A 17,641-nucleotide genomic window follows, 5' to 3' on the forward strand; every position below is an offset into this window, starting at 1 on the left:
AGCAAAGGCTGCCTGGCGCCCGAGTTCCCATGGGTTCCCGCGAGCTCCCCTCAGGGGGCCGCATCGGCTCCCAGGACGCGCTCCATGCACACCAACTGCTCCCGCTCGTCCCATGACTCGGTCACGGTGAAACCGAGCCTTTCGTAGAGGGCGATGGCGCCCGATCGCCACTTCCACACCGACAGCTGCACCGTGCTGACACCGCTTTCCCTGGCGTGCGCCAGAGCGGCTCCGACCAGTTCGGACGCGATGCCCCGGCCCCGCGAGGCCGGGTCCGTCCAGAGCCTCTTGACCTCCGACCGCCCGCCGACAGGGGCGGTCACCACCAGGCAGCCCACCGCGGTGTCCCCGCTCAGCGCCACCAGCACGACATCGTCGACGAACGCGGCCCCCGGGCCCAGGACTTCCGCGCGATAGCGGTCCGGCAGCCCGCTGACATCGGTAACGTCCTCGCCCTTCTCGGCCTGGGTCTGTAGGTGGTAGGCCGCCAACAATGCGGCCAGCCCCTCGTCGACGGAACCGCTCTGACATGGCCGGCGGATGACGACAATCTCGCGTTGATCAGTCATGACGCCAGCATCACACGCCCACGGTCGGCCGCCCCTCGGTCCGTTGGAGCCCTGCGCATCCTTCAGGTGCCCGCGCCGGCCGCGATGTCCAACGCCGCGATGTAGCCGAAGGTCATCGCCGGGCCGATCGTCGAACCCGCGCCCGCGTAGCTGTGGCCCATGACGGCCGCGCTGGCGTTTCCGGCGGCGTACAGGCCCGGAATGACGGATCCGTCCGGACGCAGGACGCGCGCCCGGGCGTCTGTGCGCAGGCCGCCCTTCGTGCCCAGGTCACCCGGGACGATCTTGAAGGCGTAGAAGGGGGCCAGCCACAGGGGCGCCAGGCATGAGTTGGGGAGGATCGCGGGATCGGTGTAGTAGTGGTCGTAGGTGCTGTCGCCGCGGTGGAAGTCGGGGTCGTTGCCGTTCAGGGCGAGGGTGTTGAAGCGGTTGACGGTGGTGCGGAGGGCGGCGGCGGGCATGCCGATCTGTGCTGCCAGGGCGTCGAGGGTCCACGCCTTGTGTGCGGCGCCGGACGTGTACCACGCGTCGGGGAACGTGAAGGTCGGCAGCACGTCCTTGAAGAGGTAGCGGTTGCGGTAGTTCTGGTCGACGATCAGCCACGCCGGGATGTCGGGGGCGCTGCTGTCACGGTCGTACATGATGTGCACGACGTCGCTGTAGGGGGCCGCTTCGTTGACGAAGCGCGCGCCGGCGGCGTTGACGAGGAGCCCGCCGGGCAGGGTGCGTTCGGCGAGACAGAAGTACGGCTGGTCGGGCAGCGGGATGGCCGGGCCCCACCATGCGTCGTCCATCAGGTCGAGCGCCGCGCCGGCCCGCTGCCCCGCCTGGATACCGTCGCCGGTGTTCTCCTTGGCGCCGACCGTCCACTCGGTGCCGATGGGCTGTCGCTGGTACTGCTCGCGCATGGCCGCGTTGTGCTCGAAGCCGCCGGATCCGACGATCACCCCGTGCCGGGCTCTGATCAGTCCCGGGGTGCCGTTCCTGGTGACCAGGGCTCCCGTGGCGGTTCCGTTCTCCAGGTACAGGTCGGAGAGCGGGGTGTTCAGCCACACCGGAACCTGGGCCGCGAGCAGTCCGGCACGCAGACCGGCCGCCAGCGACTGGCCCATGGTGAGGGGCTTCTGGCCGAGGAGGGCCGCCTGCGTGCCGCGGGCCAGGCAGGTGGTGGCGACGGCGGCACCCTTCGCGCTGACCGCGGCGAGCGTGAGCCACTTGTAGTCGGAGCTGAAGACGACCATGCCGGTCGGTACGGTCATGTACGACGGGTTCAGATGGGCGAGTTCGGCACCGAGGATGTTGCCGTCGAGCTGGTCGGGTTCGATGGAGCGGCCGCCGGGCAGTCCGCCGGGGAGTTCGGGGTAATAGTCGCTGTACCCCTCCATCCAGCGGAAACGGAGCGGGCTGTTGGCCATGACGAAGGAGATCATGGCGGGGCCGCTGCCGAGGAAGGCCTGCTGGCGTGCGGCGGAGACGTCGGGGCCGACCACGGCCGCGAGGTAGGTGGCGGCCTTCGCCGGGGTGTCCGGCACCCCCGCGGCGAGGATCACCGGGTTGTTCGGGATCCAGACGCCCGCGCCGGAACGCGCCGCCGATCCCCCGAACGTGGGTGCTTTCTCGACGACGACGCAGCTCAGCCCCTGTTTCGCGGCCGTCAGCGCGGCGGTCATCCCCGCCGCTCCGGAACCGATCACCACCACGTCGTACGTGCCGAGGAGAGGCAGGTCGGCCGCGTCCGCGGCACCTGGCAGACCGGCCGCGAGCGCGAGCCCGGCTCCCGTCGCCGCGCCGAGCACCCGTCGACGCGATGGGCCGGGTCCGGAGGTGGAAGCGGTGGAATACGCAGAGGAGGCTTCGGTACGTCTCGCAGGGTCCGCGTTTGTGGACATGGCAGGGCGCTCCAGCCGGGCGAAGGAATGGGCGAGCGTGCTGTGCCCCGGGAAGCAACGGGTCTTCGGCGTCCCGGTTCTGATGCGGAGTCAGGAATGTCGCGCGGTGGTCTTGTGAAGTCAAGGGCTACGCCGGGCGGTCGGCAGCCGTTCCGTCGGTCGGGGCCACCCCCTGTCCGCCGTCCGGCCATGCGTGTGGGGGCGGCACCTTGATGCCGCCCCCACAAAAGTAGTTTTTCGACGAATGGCACAACGGATGTCACAGCGGACTGATTACGGGCTCTCGTCAGAATTCGACAAGCTTCCCGTCTTCGATCCGGCATTGCCATTCATGCTCGTACACCTCTCCCGTGTAGAACCCGCTTCCGCCCACCTCGTTGACATTCGTCAACGTGGTCCCGTTGATGGTGAGAATCAGCTTGGCCCGCCATGCCCAGCCGCCCGAGTTGATCACCTGCAGGCGGAAGTTGTACGAACCGTCAGGCATTTCCCGCTGGAAGCGCCGAACCTCACCCAGACTGGTCTGAACAATCAGCCGACCGTTCAGAAAAAGGTACGCGTCATCGTCGCAAGGTCCGATGTCGACCAGTAGATCCGCTGCCGCAGTCACCTTGTTCACCCCCCTATTCCTAGGAAGCCAGTCTCTCCGAAGCGAATAAGGACCGGAATACGAAAATAGGCGTATCACGGAAGGTGTAATCGATGCGCGCGCTCAACGAGGCTTCTGAAGCTCCTCCGGAGTTTCCTGCTTCTAGCGTTCCGCAGACTTCGGAGAACCAGCCCAAATGACGGATGAGATTACTCCAAATTCAAGTAACTGCGGGTGCGTTGGACGCCCACGGCGGCCGACGGTCCGCGCGGGGCCGACCGACAGTTGGGCGTACGCGCCCCAGGAGAGCGGCAGCACTGCCCAGTTCCCCCGGCCTCGACGACTGTCCGCCGCGTTGTGGGGTCGCCCGTCATACTGGGAACGGCGGGGAAGGAGAGGACAGATGGATCTGTGACCCCACAGCACGCGGGAAACAATCAGAACGGCGACAGCGACCAGCACAGCGCATACGACGACTACGGGAAATACGACGTCCTGGTGATCGGCGGCAGCGGCGTGGACACCATCGTCCGCGTCGACTCCCTGCCGGTCCCGCTTGCCGACTCCGTCCATGTCGGCCCGATCGAGGAGTGGCCCGGTCACACCGGAGGGAACGTCGCCCTGGGCGCCCGGGCGCTGGGCCTCAAGGTCGGGTTGCTCGACTGCATCGGCGACGACTGGATCGGCGCACAGGTGCGCGAGCGGATGACCAAGGGCGGTGTCGAGTTCCTCCCGCTGATCTCCCCCGCCGGAACGCGGCGCGCGGTCAACCTGGTGGACGCGTCCGGCCGTCGGATGTCCTTCTACGACAGCCGCGACCCGGCGGATCTGCGGATGCCCCGGGACTTCTACCTCCCGCGGCTGCGGCGCGCCCGCCACGTCCACCTCTCCATCATGAACTTCGGGCGCTTCCTCTACGACGACATCGAGGATCTCGGCGTCCCCGTCTCCACCGATCTGCACGACTGGGACGGTCTCGCGGACCACCATCGGGAGTTCGCCCTCCGCTCCGATCTCGTCTTCTTCAGCGCGGCGGGCGTGGGCGACAAAACCCCCGCGCTGATGCGGGAGATCCTCCGCGCCGGGCGGGCCCGCACGGTGGTCGCCACGGCGGGCGCGGAAGGCTCCTACGTCCTCACCCAAGACGGCGGCCCCGATCCGCTGCACATTCCGGCGGCCGTCCCGTCCGCTCCGGTGGTCGACTCCAACGGCGCGGGTGACGCGTACGTCTGCGGCTTCCTGTACGGCAGGCTCGCCGGCCGGGACGTCAGGGAGTGCGCCCGGCTCGGGGCGATCGCGGGTGCCCACGCCTGTACGGCACCGGGCTCGACCGCCCTCATCTCCCGGGAGGCGCTCCTGAGCCGCGCATGACCGGAAGCCGCCCCTGCTCGATGTCAGTGGCGGTTGCCATGATGGGTGGTGCAACAGGAAGTGCTTGATCAGGGGGGCAGAAGTGCGGGGGGCCAGTCTTTATGTCAAGCACGGCGTCCGGTGAAGCGCGGTGTCCGGTGACACGGCGGCGGTCGCCCGTCAGGCGGCGCACCCGGCGGCCGAGCAGGCGTCAACAGCAGGCAGAGGCAAGGCTGTTGGGGTTGGTGGTGGCTTCGGTCGCGACTGTCGCGCTGGTGGTGGCGTTGGTCCAATGGCTCGCGGACCACTGGTGGGTGGCCGTCGTCGCCGCGGTGCTCGCCGGGCTCGGGTGCGCCGGTTGGCTGCGCCTGCGCCGGGATCGTGCGCACTGGCAGGAGGTACGAGCGCGCGGGCTGCGGTACGCGATCGCGCAGTTGGACGCGTTGCACCACCAGGAGTTCGAGCAGGCGATACGGGAGCTGATGCGCCGGGACGGCTGCCCGGACGCGGCCCGGGTCGGTGGGCGCGGTGATCTCGGCGCGGATGTGAAGGCGACGGATCCGTTCGGGCGGCGCTGGGTGATCCAGTGCAAGCACCGTCGCGACGGGGAGCGCGGATCCGCGGTGGGCACGCCGGACCTACAGGTCCTCAACGGCACCGCCCGTCCCGTGCACCTGGCCGACGTGGCGGTCATGGTGACCAACGGGCGGATCACCATGCCCGCCCGGGACTTCGCCGAGCAGCAGCGCCTGCATCTCGTGGACCGCCGGATACTCGCCTCCTGGGCGGCCGGATCTCAGCCGCTGTGGGAGCTGCTGCGGGCGTTGCCGCCGCCCCGCAGACCGACCGCCCCGTCCTGACCGGGGGTGAGCGCGCCACCGCGCGACCACCCCTGCCCACCCGCTCACGGAGCTCATCCATGACCGGCTCCCGAGCGTGGGAGGTCCCTGATCCGACCGTAACCTCATCGGTAGAAGAACTGCTGCCTGAATCCGGCACAGTCGTGGCCGGACTGGGCTAGATTCGTGAATCCTCGGCACCGGAGCCCCTCGGTGGGGTCATGTCGGGGAGAATTCTGGAGCGGCGATGCACGCGTTCGAAAATCCTTCACCGGCTGCGACTGTGATGCAGGGTGGACTCGCCGACAGCCTCTTCGAAACGGCTCGCCGCGAGCCGGATCTGCCACAGATCGCGCGTCGCCTCGACGACGATCCCGGCATCTGGACGACGGTGACCGCGGCCGAGCTGTGGGACGAAGTGGTCGACCTGGCCCGGGGGTTGGTCGTGTCCGGCCTGCGCCCGGGGAACCGGGTGGCCGTCATGGCACGTACGCGCTACGAGTGGACCGTGCTCAGCTACGCGCTGTGGACGGTGGGCGCCGAGATCGTGCCGATCTACCCGACCTCGTCGCACGAGCAGGTCGCGTGGATCCTTCAGGACGCGGGCTGTGTCGCCGTGGTCGTCGAGGACGAGCAGGGCGTCATGACGGTCGGCTCGGCATGCGCGTCGCTCCCGTCGCTGCGCCACGTCTGGCAGTTGGACACCGGGGCCCTGGCGCAGCTGGTCAAGCGGGGCCGGGCGATCCCGACGACGACGGTGGACTCGCTGCGCCGCATCGTGCTGCCCGACTCGACCGCGGTCATCGCCTACACCTCCGGTACGACGGGGCACCCCAAGGGCTGTGCCCTCACCCACCGTAACCTCGCCAGCCCCTGCGACACCCTCCTCGAGGGCTGGAGACACACGGCTGCTCCCCCCGGTGAGCAGCCCGCCATCCTCGCCTTCCTGCCCTTCTCGCACGTGTACGGCATCATGGTCCAGGGGCTCTGTCTGCGGGGCGGCATCCTGCTGGGACACGAGCCCGATCTCAGCGAGGAGACGCTCTCCGCGGCGCTCCTCTCCTTCCGCCCGACCTATCTCTACGCCGTTCCGTTCGTCTTCGAGAAGATCTACAAGAACTTCCTGCGTACCGCGCAACGGACGGGCCGCGGAGCCCTGTTCGAGCGTGCCGTCCAGACGGCGAAGGACTTCGCCGCGGCCGCCGAACGCCAGCGACTGGGCACCGGCCCCGGCCCCGGCTTCGACCTGCGCCTGCAGCACACGCTCTACGAGAAGACCGTCTACCGGAAGCTGCGGGCCACGCTGGGGGGACGAGTGTGCGGCGCGGTGTCGGGCGGATCCCCGCTCAACCGTGAACTCGCCCTCTTCTACGCGGGCATCGGGATCGCCATCCACGACGGCTACGGACTCACCGAAACGAGCGGCGGCATCACGGCCCAGCCCGTGGGGCGCGAGAAGTTCGGAACGGTCGGCCGCGCCCTGCCCGGTACGGACATCCGGGTGGCCGAGGACGGGGAGATCCTGGTGTGGGGGCCCTCGGTGTTCCAGGGCTACGTCAACGATCCCCCGTCGACGTACGCCGCGTTCCAGGACGGCTGGCTGGCGACGGGCGACCTCGGGCGCCTCGACGCCGAGGGGTATCTGGCCATCACCGGCCGCAAGAAGGACGTCATCATCACGAGCGGCGGCAAGAGCGTGGCTCCCGCGGCCCTCGAAGAGCGGCTGCGCGTCCACCCGTTGATCCATCAGGCGGTCGTCGTGGGAGACAACCGGCCGTGTGTGGGCGCCCTCATCACCCTTGATCCCGACTTCCTCGCGCACTGGCGCGGGGTCTGGTCCAAGGGGGGCGCGTCGACACGGGACGCACGGGAGGAGAACGAGCTGCGGGAGGAGGTCAGACGCGCCGTCGCCGCGGCCAACAGCGCTGTCTCCCGTTCCGAGTCCATCCGGGTGTTCCGTGTTCTCTCCGAACCCTTCGACCAGACCAACGGCCTGCTGACCCCGTCGATGAAGCTGCGCCGGGACGCCATCTCACGGCGTTTCGCCGCCGAGATCGACGCGATGTACCAGACCTCGTCGAGGGTCCCGCGGGAGTACACGCCGAGCGAGCCCTCGATCTGGGACGATTCCGACAACGTATTCCGGTGACGAACTCCGCATCGGCCACTTCCCACGGTCGGGAGGTGGCCGTGCCACCTCCGTCCGGCGACACGTGGCGGCCGGCGCGACGATCGCGTGTCGGCGCTGGTCGCCTCGGCGGCGACGCTGTCCGTACCGACCACCAAGGCCGCCGTGGCGGCTGCGACGGCGAGGAGGTCGGCCCTGGCGGACGCGAAGTCGAGGAAGACGGACGACGCCGCCCCCGAGGGGCCACCAACGTCTGGTGCCGGGCCTGACCCGCTACATGACCGGGAACAACGACCACGCGGGCGCCCGCACCGCCGTCTTGCAGGCCACCGCCGGCCTGTTCGGGGTGACCGGTGACGCCTGCGAGGCCGTCGGCAATGCCGAGCAGCCTCGCCTACTCCGCCGCCGGCCTGCCCACCGGTCTGTCGATCGCCCCGGTCACCGGGCTGATCCCCGGCACGCCGACAACGGCCGGTGCCTTCACACCGGCCGTCTCCATCGAGAACTCCGCGTCACGGGCAGCACCCCCGGCATCTTCATCGTCGCCCCCGGCTACCTGGACAGCCGGAGCCTGACTTTCCGACCCTCGTGACCTCTCTGCGCCTCTTCCACTTCTTCCGCGGCGCGGGACATAGGTGCGTCCCGCGAGGGACCGCAGGGGCGTGACACGGATTCTGGCCCCCGGCATCCTGGTGGTGTTCATGTGACCACAGTGCTCCCAGGACGTCGGGGCAACCAGATCCCTCCTGTGAGGGGGAACGCGGATCCTGGTACCGCCGGCACCACCCTGCGCAGGTCAGCGGAGCTCGTCCGCGTCGACCGGAGGGTCGGTGCGGGGCAGCCTCAGGGTGAAGACCGAACCGGCGCCGAGTTCACTCGTCACCGCGACGGTACCGCCGTGGGCCGCCACGAGCTGGCGGACGATGGACAGGCCGAGCCCACTGCCGCCGGTGCGCCGACTGCGGGACTTCTCGGCCCGCCAGAACCGGTCGAAGACACTGGGCAGATCCTCCGCGGCGATACCGCTGCCGGTGTCGGCCACCCCGAGGACGACCTGGCCTTCCTCCTCCCGGGCGGAGAGGGTGATCGTGCCGCCGTCCGGTGTGTGCCGGATCGCGTTGGACACCAGGTTGCCGAGCGCCTGCCGCATCCGCACCGGATCCGCGTCGAGCCACGGAGTCCCGCTCCCCGCCGGCGCGAACGTCCCGTCCGTCCCCGTGCGCAGCCCGATGCCCGCCGACTCCGCGCCCACCCGGTGCGCCGCCGCGACCTGTTCGAGCAGCTCGTCGGCGCGGACGGCCTCGCGGTGCAGCGCGAGGGTGCCCGCGTCGGCCGCCGCGAGGTCCTGGAGATCGTCGATGACCCGCTGGAGGAGCACCGCCTCCTCGTGCAGGGAGGCGAGCAGATCCGGATCGGGGTCGACGATGCCGTCGCGGGTCACCTCCAGCCAGCCACGGATGTTGGTGAGTGGGGTGCGCAGTTCATGCGCGATGTCGCTGACCATCGCCTTGCGCTGGGCCTCCATCCGTTCCCGGCGCTCGGTCAGCTCGTTGAACGCGACCGCCAGGATGCCCGTCTCGTCGCGGGTGGTGACGGGCACCCGTACATGCTGTTCCAACGGCTGCTGCGCGGCCTGCGTGAGCGCGCGCAACGGGCGTACCAGCCGGGTGGCGACCAGCGCGGTCACGGCCACGGTGAGGGCCAGCACGAGCCCGGTGACTCCGACCACCTTGGCCTTGTTGGCGTTCGACATGTCGAAGTGCGGGACGGCGCTGTCCCCCGTGCCCAGGAACAGCTCGGCGACGGGCGCGACATCGGGGTCGAGCTGTTCGCGACGCGCTTCGGCGATGCACCCGTTCCCCTTGGCCTCGATCGCCGTGGGATGACCGCCCGGGTTCTTCCTCCCCAGAGCGAACTGCGGCTGCGGGGCCTGGCCGGAGAACTCCAGCGAGATGAACCCCTCCGCGGGCAGAGCAAGGCCTTTGCGCCGCAGGCACGCCTCAGCGAGGCTCGACAGCCTGGCCACCGCTCTCTCCTCGGTGTGCGTCAGGGTGTTGAGCTGTCCGTCCGCGCACACGTCAGGCACGGTCGAGTTCGGGAGGATCCCGTTCTCGTCCGACAGGACGGGCCGACCGCTCGGCGTCCAGGTGATCGTGGTGTCGACGCCGTTGCGCGCGGCGCACTTCTGCCGCACCGTCGCCAGCTTGCCCAGCCGTGCCCGCTCCAGGGACGTCAGCCGGTAGGGCCCCACCGCGCGCGGGTCGATGCCGCTGAGCTGGGCCCCGGGCTCCGAGTAGGTGTCGGTGTGCAGGGGGTCGACGGTGGCGGCGGCCCCGGGCGGCAGGGCGGTGCGGGACTTGGCGGAGTCGGCGATCGGCGTACGGTCCGCCGTCGTCAGCGCGATCCGTCGCCCCGTGGCGGCCGACAGCCGGCGCAGGGTGGCCTGGACGCCCGACCAGCTCGGATGGGTGGCGGCGTATCCGCTGAGTTGCCGGAGGATGTCCGTGTCGTCGGCGAGGGCCTGTCCCTGCTCCTCCCGGATGGCGCGGGTCGTCGTCTGCACCGCGAGCCACGCCGTCGCCGCCACCGAGCAGAGGGCGATGAGAACCGAGGTGATCATCAGCCGTACGAGCAGCCTCTTGCGCAGCGGTATGCCGGAGCTCACCCGCGCCCACCGCTGAGCTTGTACCCGACGCCGAACACGGTGAGCAGCCGCACCGGTCTGTGGGGATCGGGCTCGATCTTCTTGCGCAGGTTCATGATGTGCACGTCGATGGCCCGTTCGGTGGAGGCCCGGTCGATGCCGCGGGTGCACTGGAGCAACTGCCGCCGGGAGAAGACCCGCTCGGGCTCCGCCGTCATGGCGCGCAGGATCTCGTACTCGCCGGGGGTGCACTCCACGCGCGCGCCGTCGCAGTGCACCTCGTGCCGGACCGGGTCGACGGTGATTCCGGCGGCCCGTACGGCCCGGTCCTGCTCGTCGGCCGGGCGCCCGCTGCGCCGCAGGACCGTGCGGATACGGGCCATCAGCTCGCGCGGGCTGTACGGCTTGGTCATGTAGTCGTCGGCGCCGAGTTCCAGGCCGAGCAGGAGGTCTTCCTCGGCGGAGCGGGCGGTGAGCATGAGGACGGGGATGTCGTCGTCCCGGCGCAGCACCCGGCACACTCCGAAGCCGTCGATCACCGGCAGCATCAGGTCGAGGACGACGAGGTCGGGCTTGTGCCTCCGTACCTCGTCGAGCGCGGCCCCGCCGTCGTGGACCACGGTCGCGGTATGTCCCTCCTGAAGCAGTGAGCGGCGTATCAGCTCCGCCTGTTTCTCGTCATCCTCAGCGACCAGCACATGTGCGCACACGCGGCCGATAGTAAGCGCCTGCACCCGGGGAAAAGAGCGGCGCGAGGGGCTTCCCACACCCTGACAACTTCCTGATGTCCGCCTGCGAAGCTCAGGCACGCCACCCGACACGACCGGTGTCGAAGGTGTGCACGGATCTTGACGCTCTCCGATCCGGGGCCGTAGCTTCCCGGAGGATTTAAACGATTCAAAAGCGTGGCCCCTCAGGGGTCCTGTTTGTGCTGCCCTCCGAGAGAGTGGACGAGATCCATGAGCAACGACACCCCGGCCCACCGTTCGGGACTCCCCCGCCGCACTCTCCTCTCGGTCGCCGTCGCCACGGCGGCGGTCGGCGCGCTCGACTGGAGCCTGCCCGAACCCGCGAGGGCCGCGGCCGCCGCGGGTCTGCCGTTCGCGACGCCCGGGCACGCGGTGCGGCCGAAGTTCCGCTGGTGGTGGCCCGACGGCCTCGTGCAGCCCGACGAGATCAGACGGGAGATCGATCAGATCGCCGACGCCGGTTTCGGCGGGGCCGAGATAGCCGCGGTCCATCACAGCGTCACGGACCCCTCGGTCCTGGACACCGCGCGGCACGGCTGGGGCAGCGCCGCGTGGGTGGCGGGAGTGGAGGCGGCACTGGGCCAGGCGGCCCGGCGCGGCCTCACCATCGATCTGACCATCGGCCCCAGCTGGCCGGCGGCGGTCCCCGGCATCACGCCGGACAGCGAGGCGGCGGTCAAGGAACTCGCCTACGGAACGGCCACGTTGACCGCGGGAGGCGTCTACTCCGGTCCGGTGCCGGCTCCGGTCTACGCCGCCGCCGCGGGCGTGACCCGGCAGCAGTTGCTCCTGGTCCAGGCCGCCCGGGTGAACACCGCGAACTCCAGCCGCAAGGAGACGGGGCTCGACCTGGACTCGGTCCGGGACCTCACCGGCGCCGTCACCGACGGCACGCTCACCTGGACCGCGCCCGACGACGGCAGCTGGGTGATCGTCTCCTACTGGGTACGCGGTTGCGGACAGACTCCGGAGGGCGGCCCGCACACCGCCCCGGCCGCGTACGTGGTCGACCACTTCAGCCCGGCCGGCACACGCGCGGTGACCGACTTCTGGGAGTCCCACCTCCTCTCCCCCACCGTCCGGCGTCTACTCAAGGTCTCCGGCGGGGCGCTGTTCGAGGACTCCATCGAGCTGGAGACCGACGGGCTCCAGTGGACGCCCGCCCTCCCGGACGCGTTCCTCGCCCACACCGGCCGCTCCCTGCTGCCGCTGCTGGCCGCCGTGATCCTCAACCACGGCAGCCAGGTGTTCGCGTTCGAAGCCGCCGTCACCCGGCAGATCCGGCACGACTTCTGGGAGACGGTGTCCGTCCTCTTCAACCGGCACCATGTGACGGCCCTGCGCACCTGGGCCCACTCCCTCGGCCTCGAACTGCGTTCCCAGCCCTACGGTCTCCAGACCGACGCGATCGCATCGGCCGCGCTCCTGGACATCCCCGAGGGCGAATCCCTCGGCTTCAAGAACCTCGACGACTACCGCTGCCTGGCGGGCGGCCGGGACATGGCGGGGCACACCGTGTTGTCCTGCGAGGCGGGCGCCTACGCCGGCGGCGCGTACAACACGACCTGGCAGAAGTTCCTGCGCACCATGGGCGGCGCCTACGCAGCGGGAGTCAACCAGACGGTCGTCCACGGCTTCTCCTACGCCGAGCTGCCGGGCGTGAACTGGCCCGGATACGCCGCCTTCACCCCCTACAAGGGGACGGTCGGCTATGGAGAGTCCTGGGGCCCGCGGCATCCGACCTGGCGGCACGCCGCGGACGTGTCGGGGTATCTGGGCCGGGTTCACCAGGTGTTGCAGACCGGCCGTCCGCGCATCGACGTCGCGGTGTTCCGGCAGACCGGGTACACCGCCACCGGCATCGGCGCCTCCTGGTTCACCGCGACGGGCATCCCCCTGGGCTGGACCCACCAGTTCCTCAGCGGGCCGCTGCTCGACCTGCCCGCAGCCACCGTGCGCCACGGGCGCCTCGCACCCGAAGGCCCGGCGTACAAGGTCTTGTTCGTCGAGGGCGACTTCTTCTACGGCTCCACGGTCACCCTGGCGCTGTCCGACGCCCGCGCCCTGGTGCGCCTCGCCCGCGCCGGACTGCCCGTCGTACTGCTCGGCGCCTGGGACACCGTCGTGCCGCCCGGCGTCCCGGACAGCGGCGAGAGCGACGAACTGCGTTCCGTGGTGGCCGAGTTGCTGGCCCAGCCGCTGGTCCGCCAGATCGCCGACAAGTCGGCCGTCCCCACCGCTCTCGCCGACCTCGGAGTGCCGCCCGACGTCCGGTACGCGACCTCGTCGACCCTGCTCAACGCCCATCGTGTGGCCGACGGCGTCGACTACTACTACCTGTGCAACGGCAAGCACGCCGAGACCGTCAAGCCGCCGGTGGCCGCGATCGACCACGAGGTCACCCTGCGCCGCACGACCGCGGGCGCCGTGCCCTACCTCCTCGACCCGTGGACCGGAAAGGCCCAGCGCCTCGCCCGCTACACCGCAGACGGCGACACCGTCACCGCTCGCGTCACCCTCCAGCCCGCCGAGACCCAGATCCTGGCCCTCGGCCGCCCCGGTCTCTTCGGCGACCGCACCGGCAGGCGTCCGCACGCGGTCGACAGCGAGGCGGACGAGGTGCGCTTCACCGACGCCGGACTCGTCGTCCGGGCGACCGCGGCAGGGACGTACAGCACCGTCCTCTCCTCCGGCCGCACCGTGCGGACGACAGTCAAGAGCGTCCCCGCGCCGCTGGATCTCGCCTCCTGGCAGCTGTACGTGCAGGACTGGCGGCCCGGCGACACGGCCTACCGCACCACCGTCGTCGAGCACGAACTCACCCTCGACACGCTGCTGCCCTGGTCGCAGATCACCGAACTCGCGGACGTCTCCGGAATCGGCCGCTACCGCACCACGGTCACCCTCGACGACGGCTGGACCGGCGACCACGGCGCCCGCCTGGAACTGGGCACCGTGACCGACACCTGCCGTGTGACCGTGAACGGCCACCGCCTTGACCCCGTGGACCAGATCCATCCGGTGGTGGACCTGGGCGACCTGCTCAGGCGCGGGGTCAATGTCATCGAGGTCGAGGTCGCCACTCCGCTCTCCAATCGGCTGCGGGTCAGCGACCCCGCGGTCTACGGCGGTACGGCGCGGCAGGCATACGGGCTGCTCGGGCCGGTGCGGCTGGTGCCGTATGGCGAGGCACGGATCGGCTGACCGCACCGCGGCCCCGTCACCCGGGGCCGCCCTCGATGCCGGTGAAGCCGAGGACGCGGAGTTGTCCGAGCTGGTGAGCGGCCGCATCGACGCCGTACTCGACGTCACCGAACCCGAACCCCTCCCCGTCGGCGCCCTCGGTGCGGCGGGCGGGCCTGGTCAAGAGCGCCGGAGCGGTTCGACCGGGACCGGGTCGTCTGCCGGTCAGTCCCAGTCGGCCGAGGGTTGGCCGACCCGGCCGCCTGTGTGCGCTGACTGGACGTAGCCCTCGGGTGGCAGGGGAAGTGCGGCCACACACCGCGCCGAACACGCGTTGACCAGCAGGGGCAGAACGTCCGTGGCCACCCGCAGCGAGATCCAGACCGGGTGGAGCCCGCCGAGCTCGACCGCGCGGTCACAAACGCTGCATGAGGAGATGGCTGTCGTGCCCCAGCGGCGTGGGTCCAGGTCGTCGGTATCGAGTCCGACGACCGAACTCCCGGCAGACTGAAGCCGCGGAAAGGGGGGCCGCAGCCTGTAGTTGCCGAACAGAGTCCGCGTACTCACCGTGCTCCTGGTGAGCCTCGTGCATCTGGTGATCTCGTACGGGAACCAGTGCAGTCGGTAGGAGGTGTACGGGGTGAACTCCTCCAGGCTGGTCATCGCCCCGATCTCGGGCGGGATGCGGACGAGGTTGCTGCCGTAGAGCATGAGGTGCTTGACCGCCGTCAGCTTGACGATGGTCGGCGGCAGGGTGACGATCTGCCGCCGTTCCTGGGGGCTGAGCTCGACGAGCGGACGGAACTCCTCCCGACCGTCGGCGGCCGCCTCGTCGATGAGCGCGAGCAGATGCTGCCAGCCGGGGGCCGAGGTGTCCTGCAGTTCGGTGTGGAAACCGACGCGAGCGCGCGGATGGGAGTTGACCTGGTCGAAGCAGCGGCAGACGTCCCGGGAGGACTCACGTCCAACCGGGTTCGGATTCGGGTTCGGGTTCGGCTCCGGGCTCGATGTATCGCTCCGACGGTTCACGAAGACCTCCCGCTCCGCCTCATTCGTGATGGCGCCAACATACGGGCGCTTCACTCGACTTACCCAGCGAATTCGGCAGTAGGCAGGTCAAACCCCCAGCTGAGCTTGGGCTTTGCCCGCTGCTCGGGTGGCCGCGGCAGCTGTTACGGTCGCTGGTTGTGACGGAGCCGCTGCCTGAATTCCCCTACCATCCCGATCCCATGGCCACGGGCGCGATCCTGCCGTCCGACACGATGTGCGTCTGTTGCGGGCAAGCACGCGGATACATCTACACAGGCCCCGTCTACTCCATCGACGACCTTGCCGATCGGCTCTGCCCATGGTGCATCGCGGATGGAACAGCTGCCGGCCGCTACGAGGCCAGTTTTACCGGAGGGGCTGTCGGCGAGGACGTACCGATCGAGGTATTCGTGGCGGTGGACAGCCGTACGCCGGGTTTTACCGCATGGCAGGAACCTCAGTGGTATTTCCACTGCGGAGACGGTGCGGCGTTCCTCGGCGCGGTCGGGGCCGCCGAACTCGCCGCCCGTCCCGACGCGATCGAGACGCTCCGAAAGGAGGCCGGCGGTTGGGGATGGCCTCCGGACGAAGTGGAGCACCACCTCAGCACTTTGGACAGGGACGGCCAGCCCACCGCCTACCTCTTCCGATGCCGCGTCTGCGCAACTCACCTCGCGTACTCGGACTTTACATAGGCTTTCACGCCGCCCGCGTCCTGGCAGACCACGGGGCTCCGCCAACGGCGTCAGTGCCACTCCCACGACGGGAGTCGGTGCCGACTTCGTGATGGGCGGGGCGCCACGCCGTGGCGCGAACACCGCGAGGTGATCGACGCGATCGGCCGCTCCCGCAGCGAGCCGACCACACACATCCATCTCACATGTGGCTCACATCACATCGCGGATGTGGAACTCGTGCGAGGCCATCGGCGAACCACTGGTGTCCACGCGAACGACTTCAAGGGAAGTACATGAACCGAAGAGGCAACTGGTGACGCTCTCGCCGGGCATCGGTGCCTGGCACGGCACCCGGGACGACAACGAGCCTGCCTCCGACGCCTTGGTCGTCAAGGAGTCCTGGGAGACGCCGGACGTCTTCGCCGTGCTGTTCGACCGCCACGCCGGCGACATCCACCGCTATGTCGCCAGGCGGCTGGGCGTCGATGCGGCCGACGATCTGATGGCCGAGACGTTTGTGATCGCGTTCCAGCAGCGTCGTCGCTACGACCTCTCTCAGACCCAAGCACGTCCATGGCTCTACGGCATCGCGACCAACCTCGTCGGACGCCACCGGCGAGCCGAGGCCCGGCGCTTGCGTGCGATGTCACGTGCGGCCTCCCTGGCATCCAGCGAGGAGAGCGAGAAAAGCGAGCCCATGGAGGACCGAGTCGCCGAGAAAGTCAGCGCCGAACGCTCCTCGGCAGCACTGGCGGGCGCGCTCGCCAGGTTGCCCGCCCGTCACCGTGACGTGCTGCTCCTCGTCGCCTGGGGTGACCTCGACTACGCGGAGACCGCAGAGTCCTTGGGCATTCCCATCGGCACCGTGCGCTCACGCCTGCACCGGGCACGTGCGCAACTACGCAAGACAGTGGGCGCCCAGGATGCCCCCTCCACGGCTGCACTCCAAAAGGAGCACGATCATGGATGACCTCACTGAGCTGCGGGAATGGGAAGCCGACAACCTCCAGCTCACTCCACGGGCACGCGCCGCGGCTCGGGCCCGCCTGCTCGGCGCCATCGACCACGAAACGCGTCAGAGCACGAGAAGCCGACTCTCCCGACGCCTCGTTCTGCGCGGCGCCTTCGTCGGCGCTGCCGCCACAGCCGCGGCAGGTATCGCCGTCGCGGTCACGAGAGACGGCGACAGTGAGGGCACGCCTAACCTCACCATGCTCAGCGCAGCTCAGATCCTCCAGAAGGCTGCGGACGCCTCAAGAGCCGACCGCAGCCGGCTGCCCATCCCGCGCGACGACCAGTACTTCTACACCAGGACCTACATCGCACGGACACCCCGGAAGGGCGGCAGAACACGCACCTGGACGGACGAGAGTTGGATGTCGGTCGACGGCTCCAAGCCCTCTTTCCGGCAGGAGTACGGGAAAGTCCACCACGACCCGCCGCTCAGTAAGCATGAAGTGCGGTGGCCGCCCACTGTCTACGCCAAACTCAAGAAGTTGCCCACAGACCCTGACAAGCTCCTCGAAACGCTCCGCCACGGACAGAAGAGCACTCCGCAGACGGACCGAGACGCGTTCTTCGACGCATGTCTACTCATGCAGGGACCGCGGGTGATGCCGCCAGGGCTTCAGGCTGCCGCGTTCGGGGCACTCGCCGGCATCCCGCGGGTGCGCGTCGACCGAGATGAGGTGGACATCCTCGGCCGCCGCGGAATTGGGGTGTCCTACCCCGGCATCGACTTCACTTTCCTCTTCGACCGCGACACCTACGTATATCTGGGCATGCGGCTGAAAGGCAGCACAGTCAAGCTGGTGCACGGTCAGTGGCAGGAGACCAACCCGTATTTCGAAACGAAGGGCCTCCAGCAGATCGCCGTGGTCGACCGCATTGGCCAACGCCCCTAGGTCCTGTCGTCACATTCCCGTCGTCCGCCCGGAGGGCGGGCCCTGCGGCGTCATGGGGGTCCCCCCTGCTCGAGCGGAGTCGAGAGCTTGG

15 protein-coding genes are annotated in these 17,641 nt (G+C 69.6%); 8 read left to right on the forward strand and 7 right to left on the reverse strand.

Going from position 1 to position 17,641, the window contains the following annotated elements; genetic code table 11:
- Positions 1 to 50 precede the first annotated feature (50 nt).
- From ACFVWD_RS45450 to ACFVWD_RS45460, 3 genes are all read right to left on the reverse strand, one after another.
- Entirely contained in the window at positions 51 to 569 is a 519-nt protein-coding gene (locus ACFVWD_RS45450; RefSeq protein WP_389604048.1) for a GNAT family N-acetyltransferase, read from the reverse strand.
- Positions 570 to 631: 62 nt separating this feature from the next.
- Positions 632 to 2,365 (reverse strand): 3-oxosteroid 1-dehydrogenase, encoded by a 1,734-nt coding sequence (kstD, locus tag ACFVWD_RS45455; protein WP_389604050.1) that lies wholly within the window; start codon positions 2,363 to 2,365, stop codon positions 632 to 634.
- A 379-nt stretch (positions 2,366 to 2,744) separates the two neighbouring features.
- Complete coding sequence (locus tag ACFVWD_RS45460; protein WP_389604052.1) at positions 2,745 to 3,077, reverse strand: hypothetical protein; 333 nt, start codon at positions 3,075 to 3,077, stop codon at positions 2,745 to 2,747.
- A 465-nt stretch (positions 3,078 to 3,542) separates the two neighbouring features.
- Here ACFVWD_RS45460 and ACFVWD_RS45465 point away from each other — a divergent pair, with 465 nt between their 5' ends.
- From ACFVWD_RS45465 to ACFVWD_RS45480, 4 genes are all read left to right on the forward strand, one after another.
- Entirely contained in the window at positions 3,543 to 4,418 is an 876-nt protein-coding gene (locus tag ACFVWD_RS45465; RefSeq protein WP_389604073.1) for a carbohydrate kinase family protein, read from the forward strand.
- Positions 4,419 to 4,645: 227 nt separating this feature from the next.
- On the forward strand, positions 4,646 to 5,257 hold the full coding sequence (locus ACFVWD_RS45470) for a restriction endonuclease (protein WP_389604074.1): 612 nt from the start codon (positions 4,646 to 4,648) through the stop codon (positions 5,255 to 5,257).
- Positions 5,258 to 5,483: 226 nt separating this feature from the next.
- Positions 5,484 to 7,385, forward strand: coding sequence for an AMP-dependent synthetase/ligase (locus ACFVWD_RS45475; protein ID WP_389604054.1), 1,902 nt, complete (start codon positions 5,484 to 5,486; stop codon positions 7,383 to 7,385).
- 356 nt (positions 7,386 to 7,741) lie between these two features.
- Entirely contained in the window at positions 7,742 to 7,939 is a 198-nt protein-coding gene (locus ACFVWD_RS45480; RefSeq protein WP_389604056.1) for a putative Ig domain-containing protein, read from the forward strand.
- Positions 7,940 to 8,160: 221 nt separating this feature from the next.
- Here ACFVWD_RS45480 and ACFVWD_RS45485 read toward each other — a convergent pair whose 3' ends face one another.
- Positions 8,161 to 10,029: a sensor histidine kinase gene (locus tag ACFVWD_RS45485; protein ID WP_389604058.1), complete on the reverse strand. Its 1,869-nt coding sequence runs from the start codon at positions 10,027 to 10,029 to the stop codon at positions 8,161 to 8,163.
- The gene (locus tag ACFVWD_RS45490) at positions 10,026 to 10,718 is read right to left on the reverse strand and encodes a response regulator transcription factor (protein WP_389604059.1); all 693 of its coding nucleotides are present in this window, start codon (positions 10,716 to 10,718) and stop codon (positions 10,026 to 10,028) included. Before ACFVWD_RS45490 ends, ACFVWD_RS45485 begins: the two co-directional genes overlap by 4 nt.
- 249 nt (positions 10,719 to 10,967) lie before the next feature.
- Between ACFVWD_RS45490 and ACFVWD_RS45495 the strand changes: the two genes are divergently transcribed.
- Positions 10,968 to 13,961: a glycosyl hydrolase gene (locus ACFVWD_RS45495; protein WP_389604061.1), complete on the forward strand. Its 2,994-nt coding sequence runs from the start codon at positions 10,968 to 10,970 to the stop codon at positions 13,959 to 13,961.
- 16 nt (positions 13,962 to 13,977) lie between these two features.
- Here ACFVWD_RS45495 and ACFVWD_RS45500 read toward each other — a convergent pair whose 3' ends face one another.
- A complete protein-coding gene (locus ACFVWD_RS45500) occupies positions 13,978 to 14,124 on the reverse strand; it encodes a hypothetical protein (protein WP_389604076.1) in 147 nt (48 codons plus the stop codon).
- 41 nt (positions 14,125 to 14,165) lie between these two features.
- Entirely contained in the window at positions 14,166 to 14,969 is an 804-nt protein-coding gene (locus ACFVWD_RS45505) for a leucine-rich repeat domain-containing protein (protein WP_389604063.1), read from the reverse strand.
- A 158-nt stretch (positions 14,970 to 15,127) separates the two neighbouring features.
- Here ACFVWD_RS45505 and ACFVWD_RS45510 point away from each other — a divergent pair, with 158 nt between their 5' ends.
- From ACFVWD_RS45510 to ACFVWD_RS45520, 3 genes are all read left to right on the forward strand, one after another.
- Positions 15,128 to 15,664, forward strand: a complete 537-nt coding sequence (locus ACFVWD_RS45510; protein WP_389604065.1) for a CbrC family protein — start codon at positions 15,128 to 15,130, stop codon at positions 15,662 to 15,664.
- A gap of 295 nt (positions 15,665 to 15,959) precedes the next feature.
- Positions 15,960 to 16,616: an RNA polymerase sigma factor gene (locus ACFVWD_RS45515; RefSeq protein ID WP_389604066.1), complete on the forward strand. Its 657-nt coding sequence runs from the start codon at positions 15,960 to 15,962 to the stop codon at positions 16,614 to 16,616.
- On the forward strand, positions 16,609 to 17,550 hold the full coding sequence (locus ACFVWD_RS45520) for a CU044_5270 family protein (RefSeq protein ID WP_389604068.1): 942 nt from the start codon (positions 16,609 to 16,611) through the stop codon (positions 17,548 to 17,550). The genes ACFVWD_RS45515 and ACFVWD_RS45520 overlap by 8 nt, the downstream gene beginning before the upstream one ends.
- Positions 17,551 to 17,641: the final 91 nt, after the last annotated feature.

The organism is Streptomyces sp. NPDC058086 (genome assembly GCF_042885015.1).
In the GTDB taxonomy this organism is placed as follows: domain Bacteria; phylum Actinomycetota; class Actinomycetes; order Streptomycetales; family Streptomycetaceae; genus Streptomyces.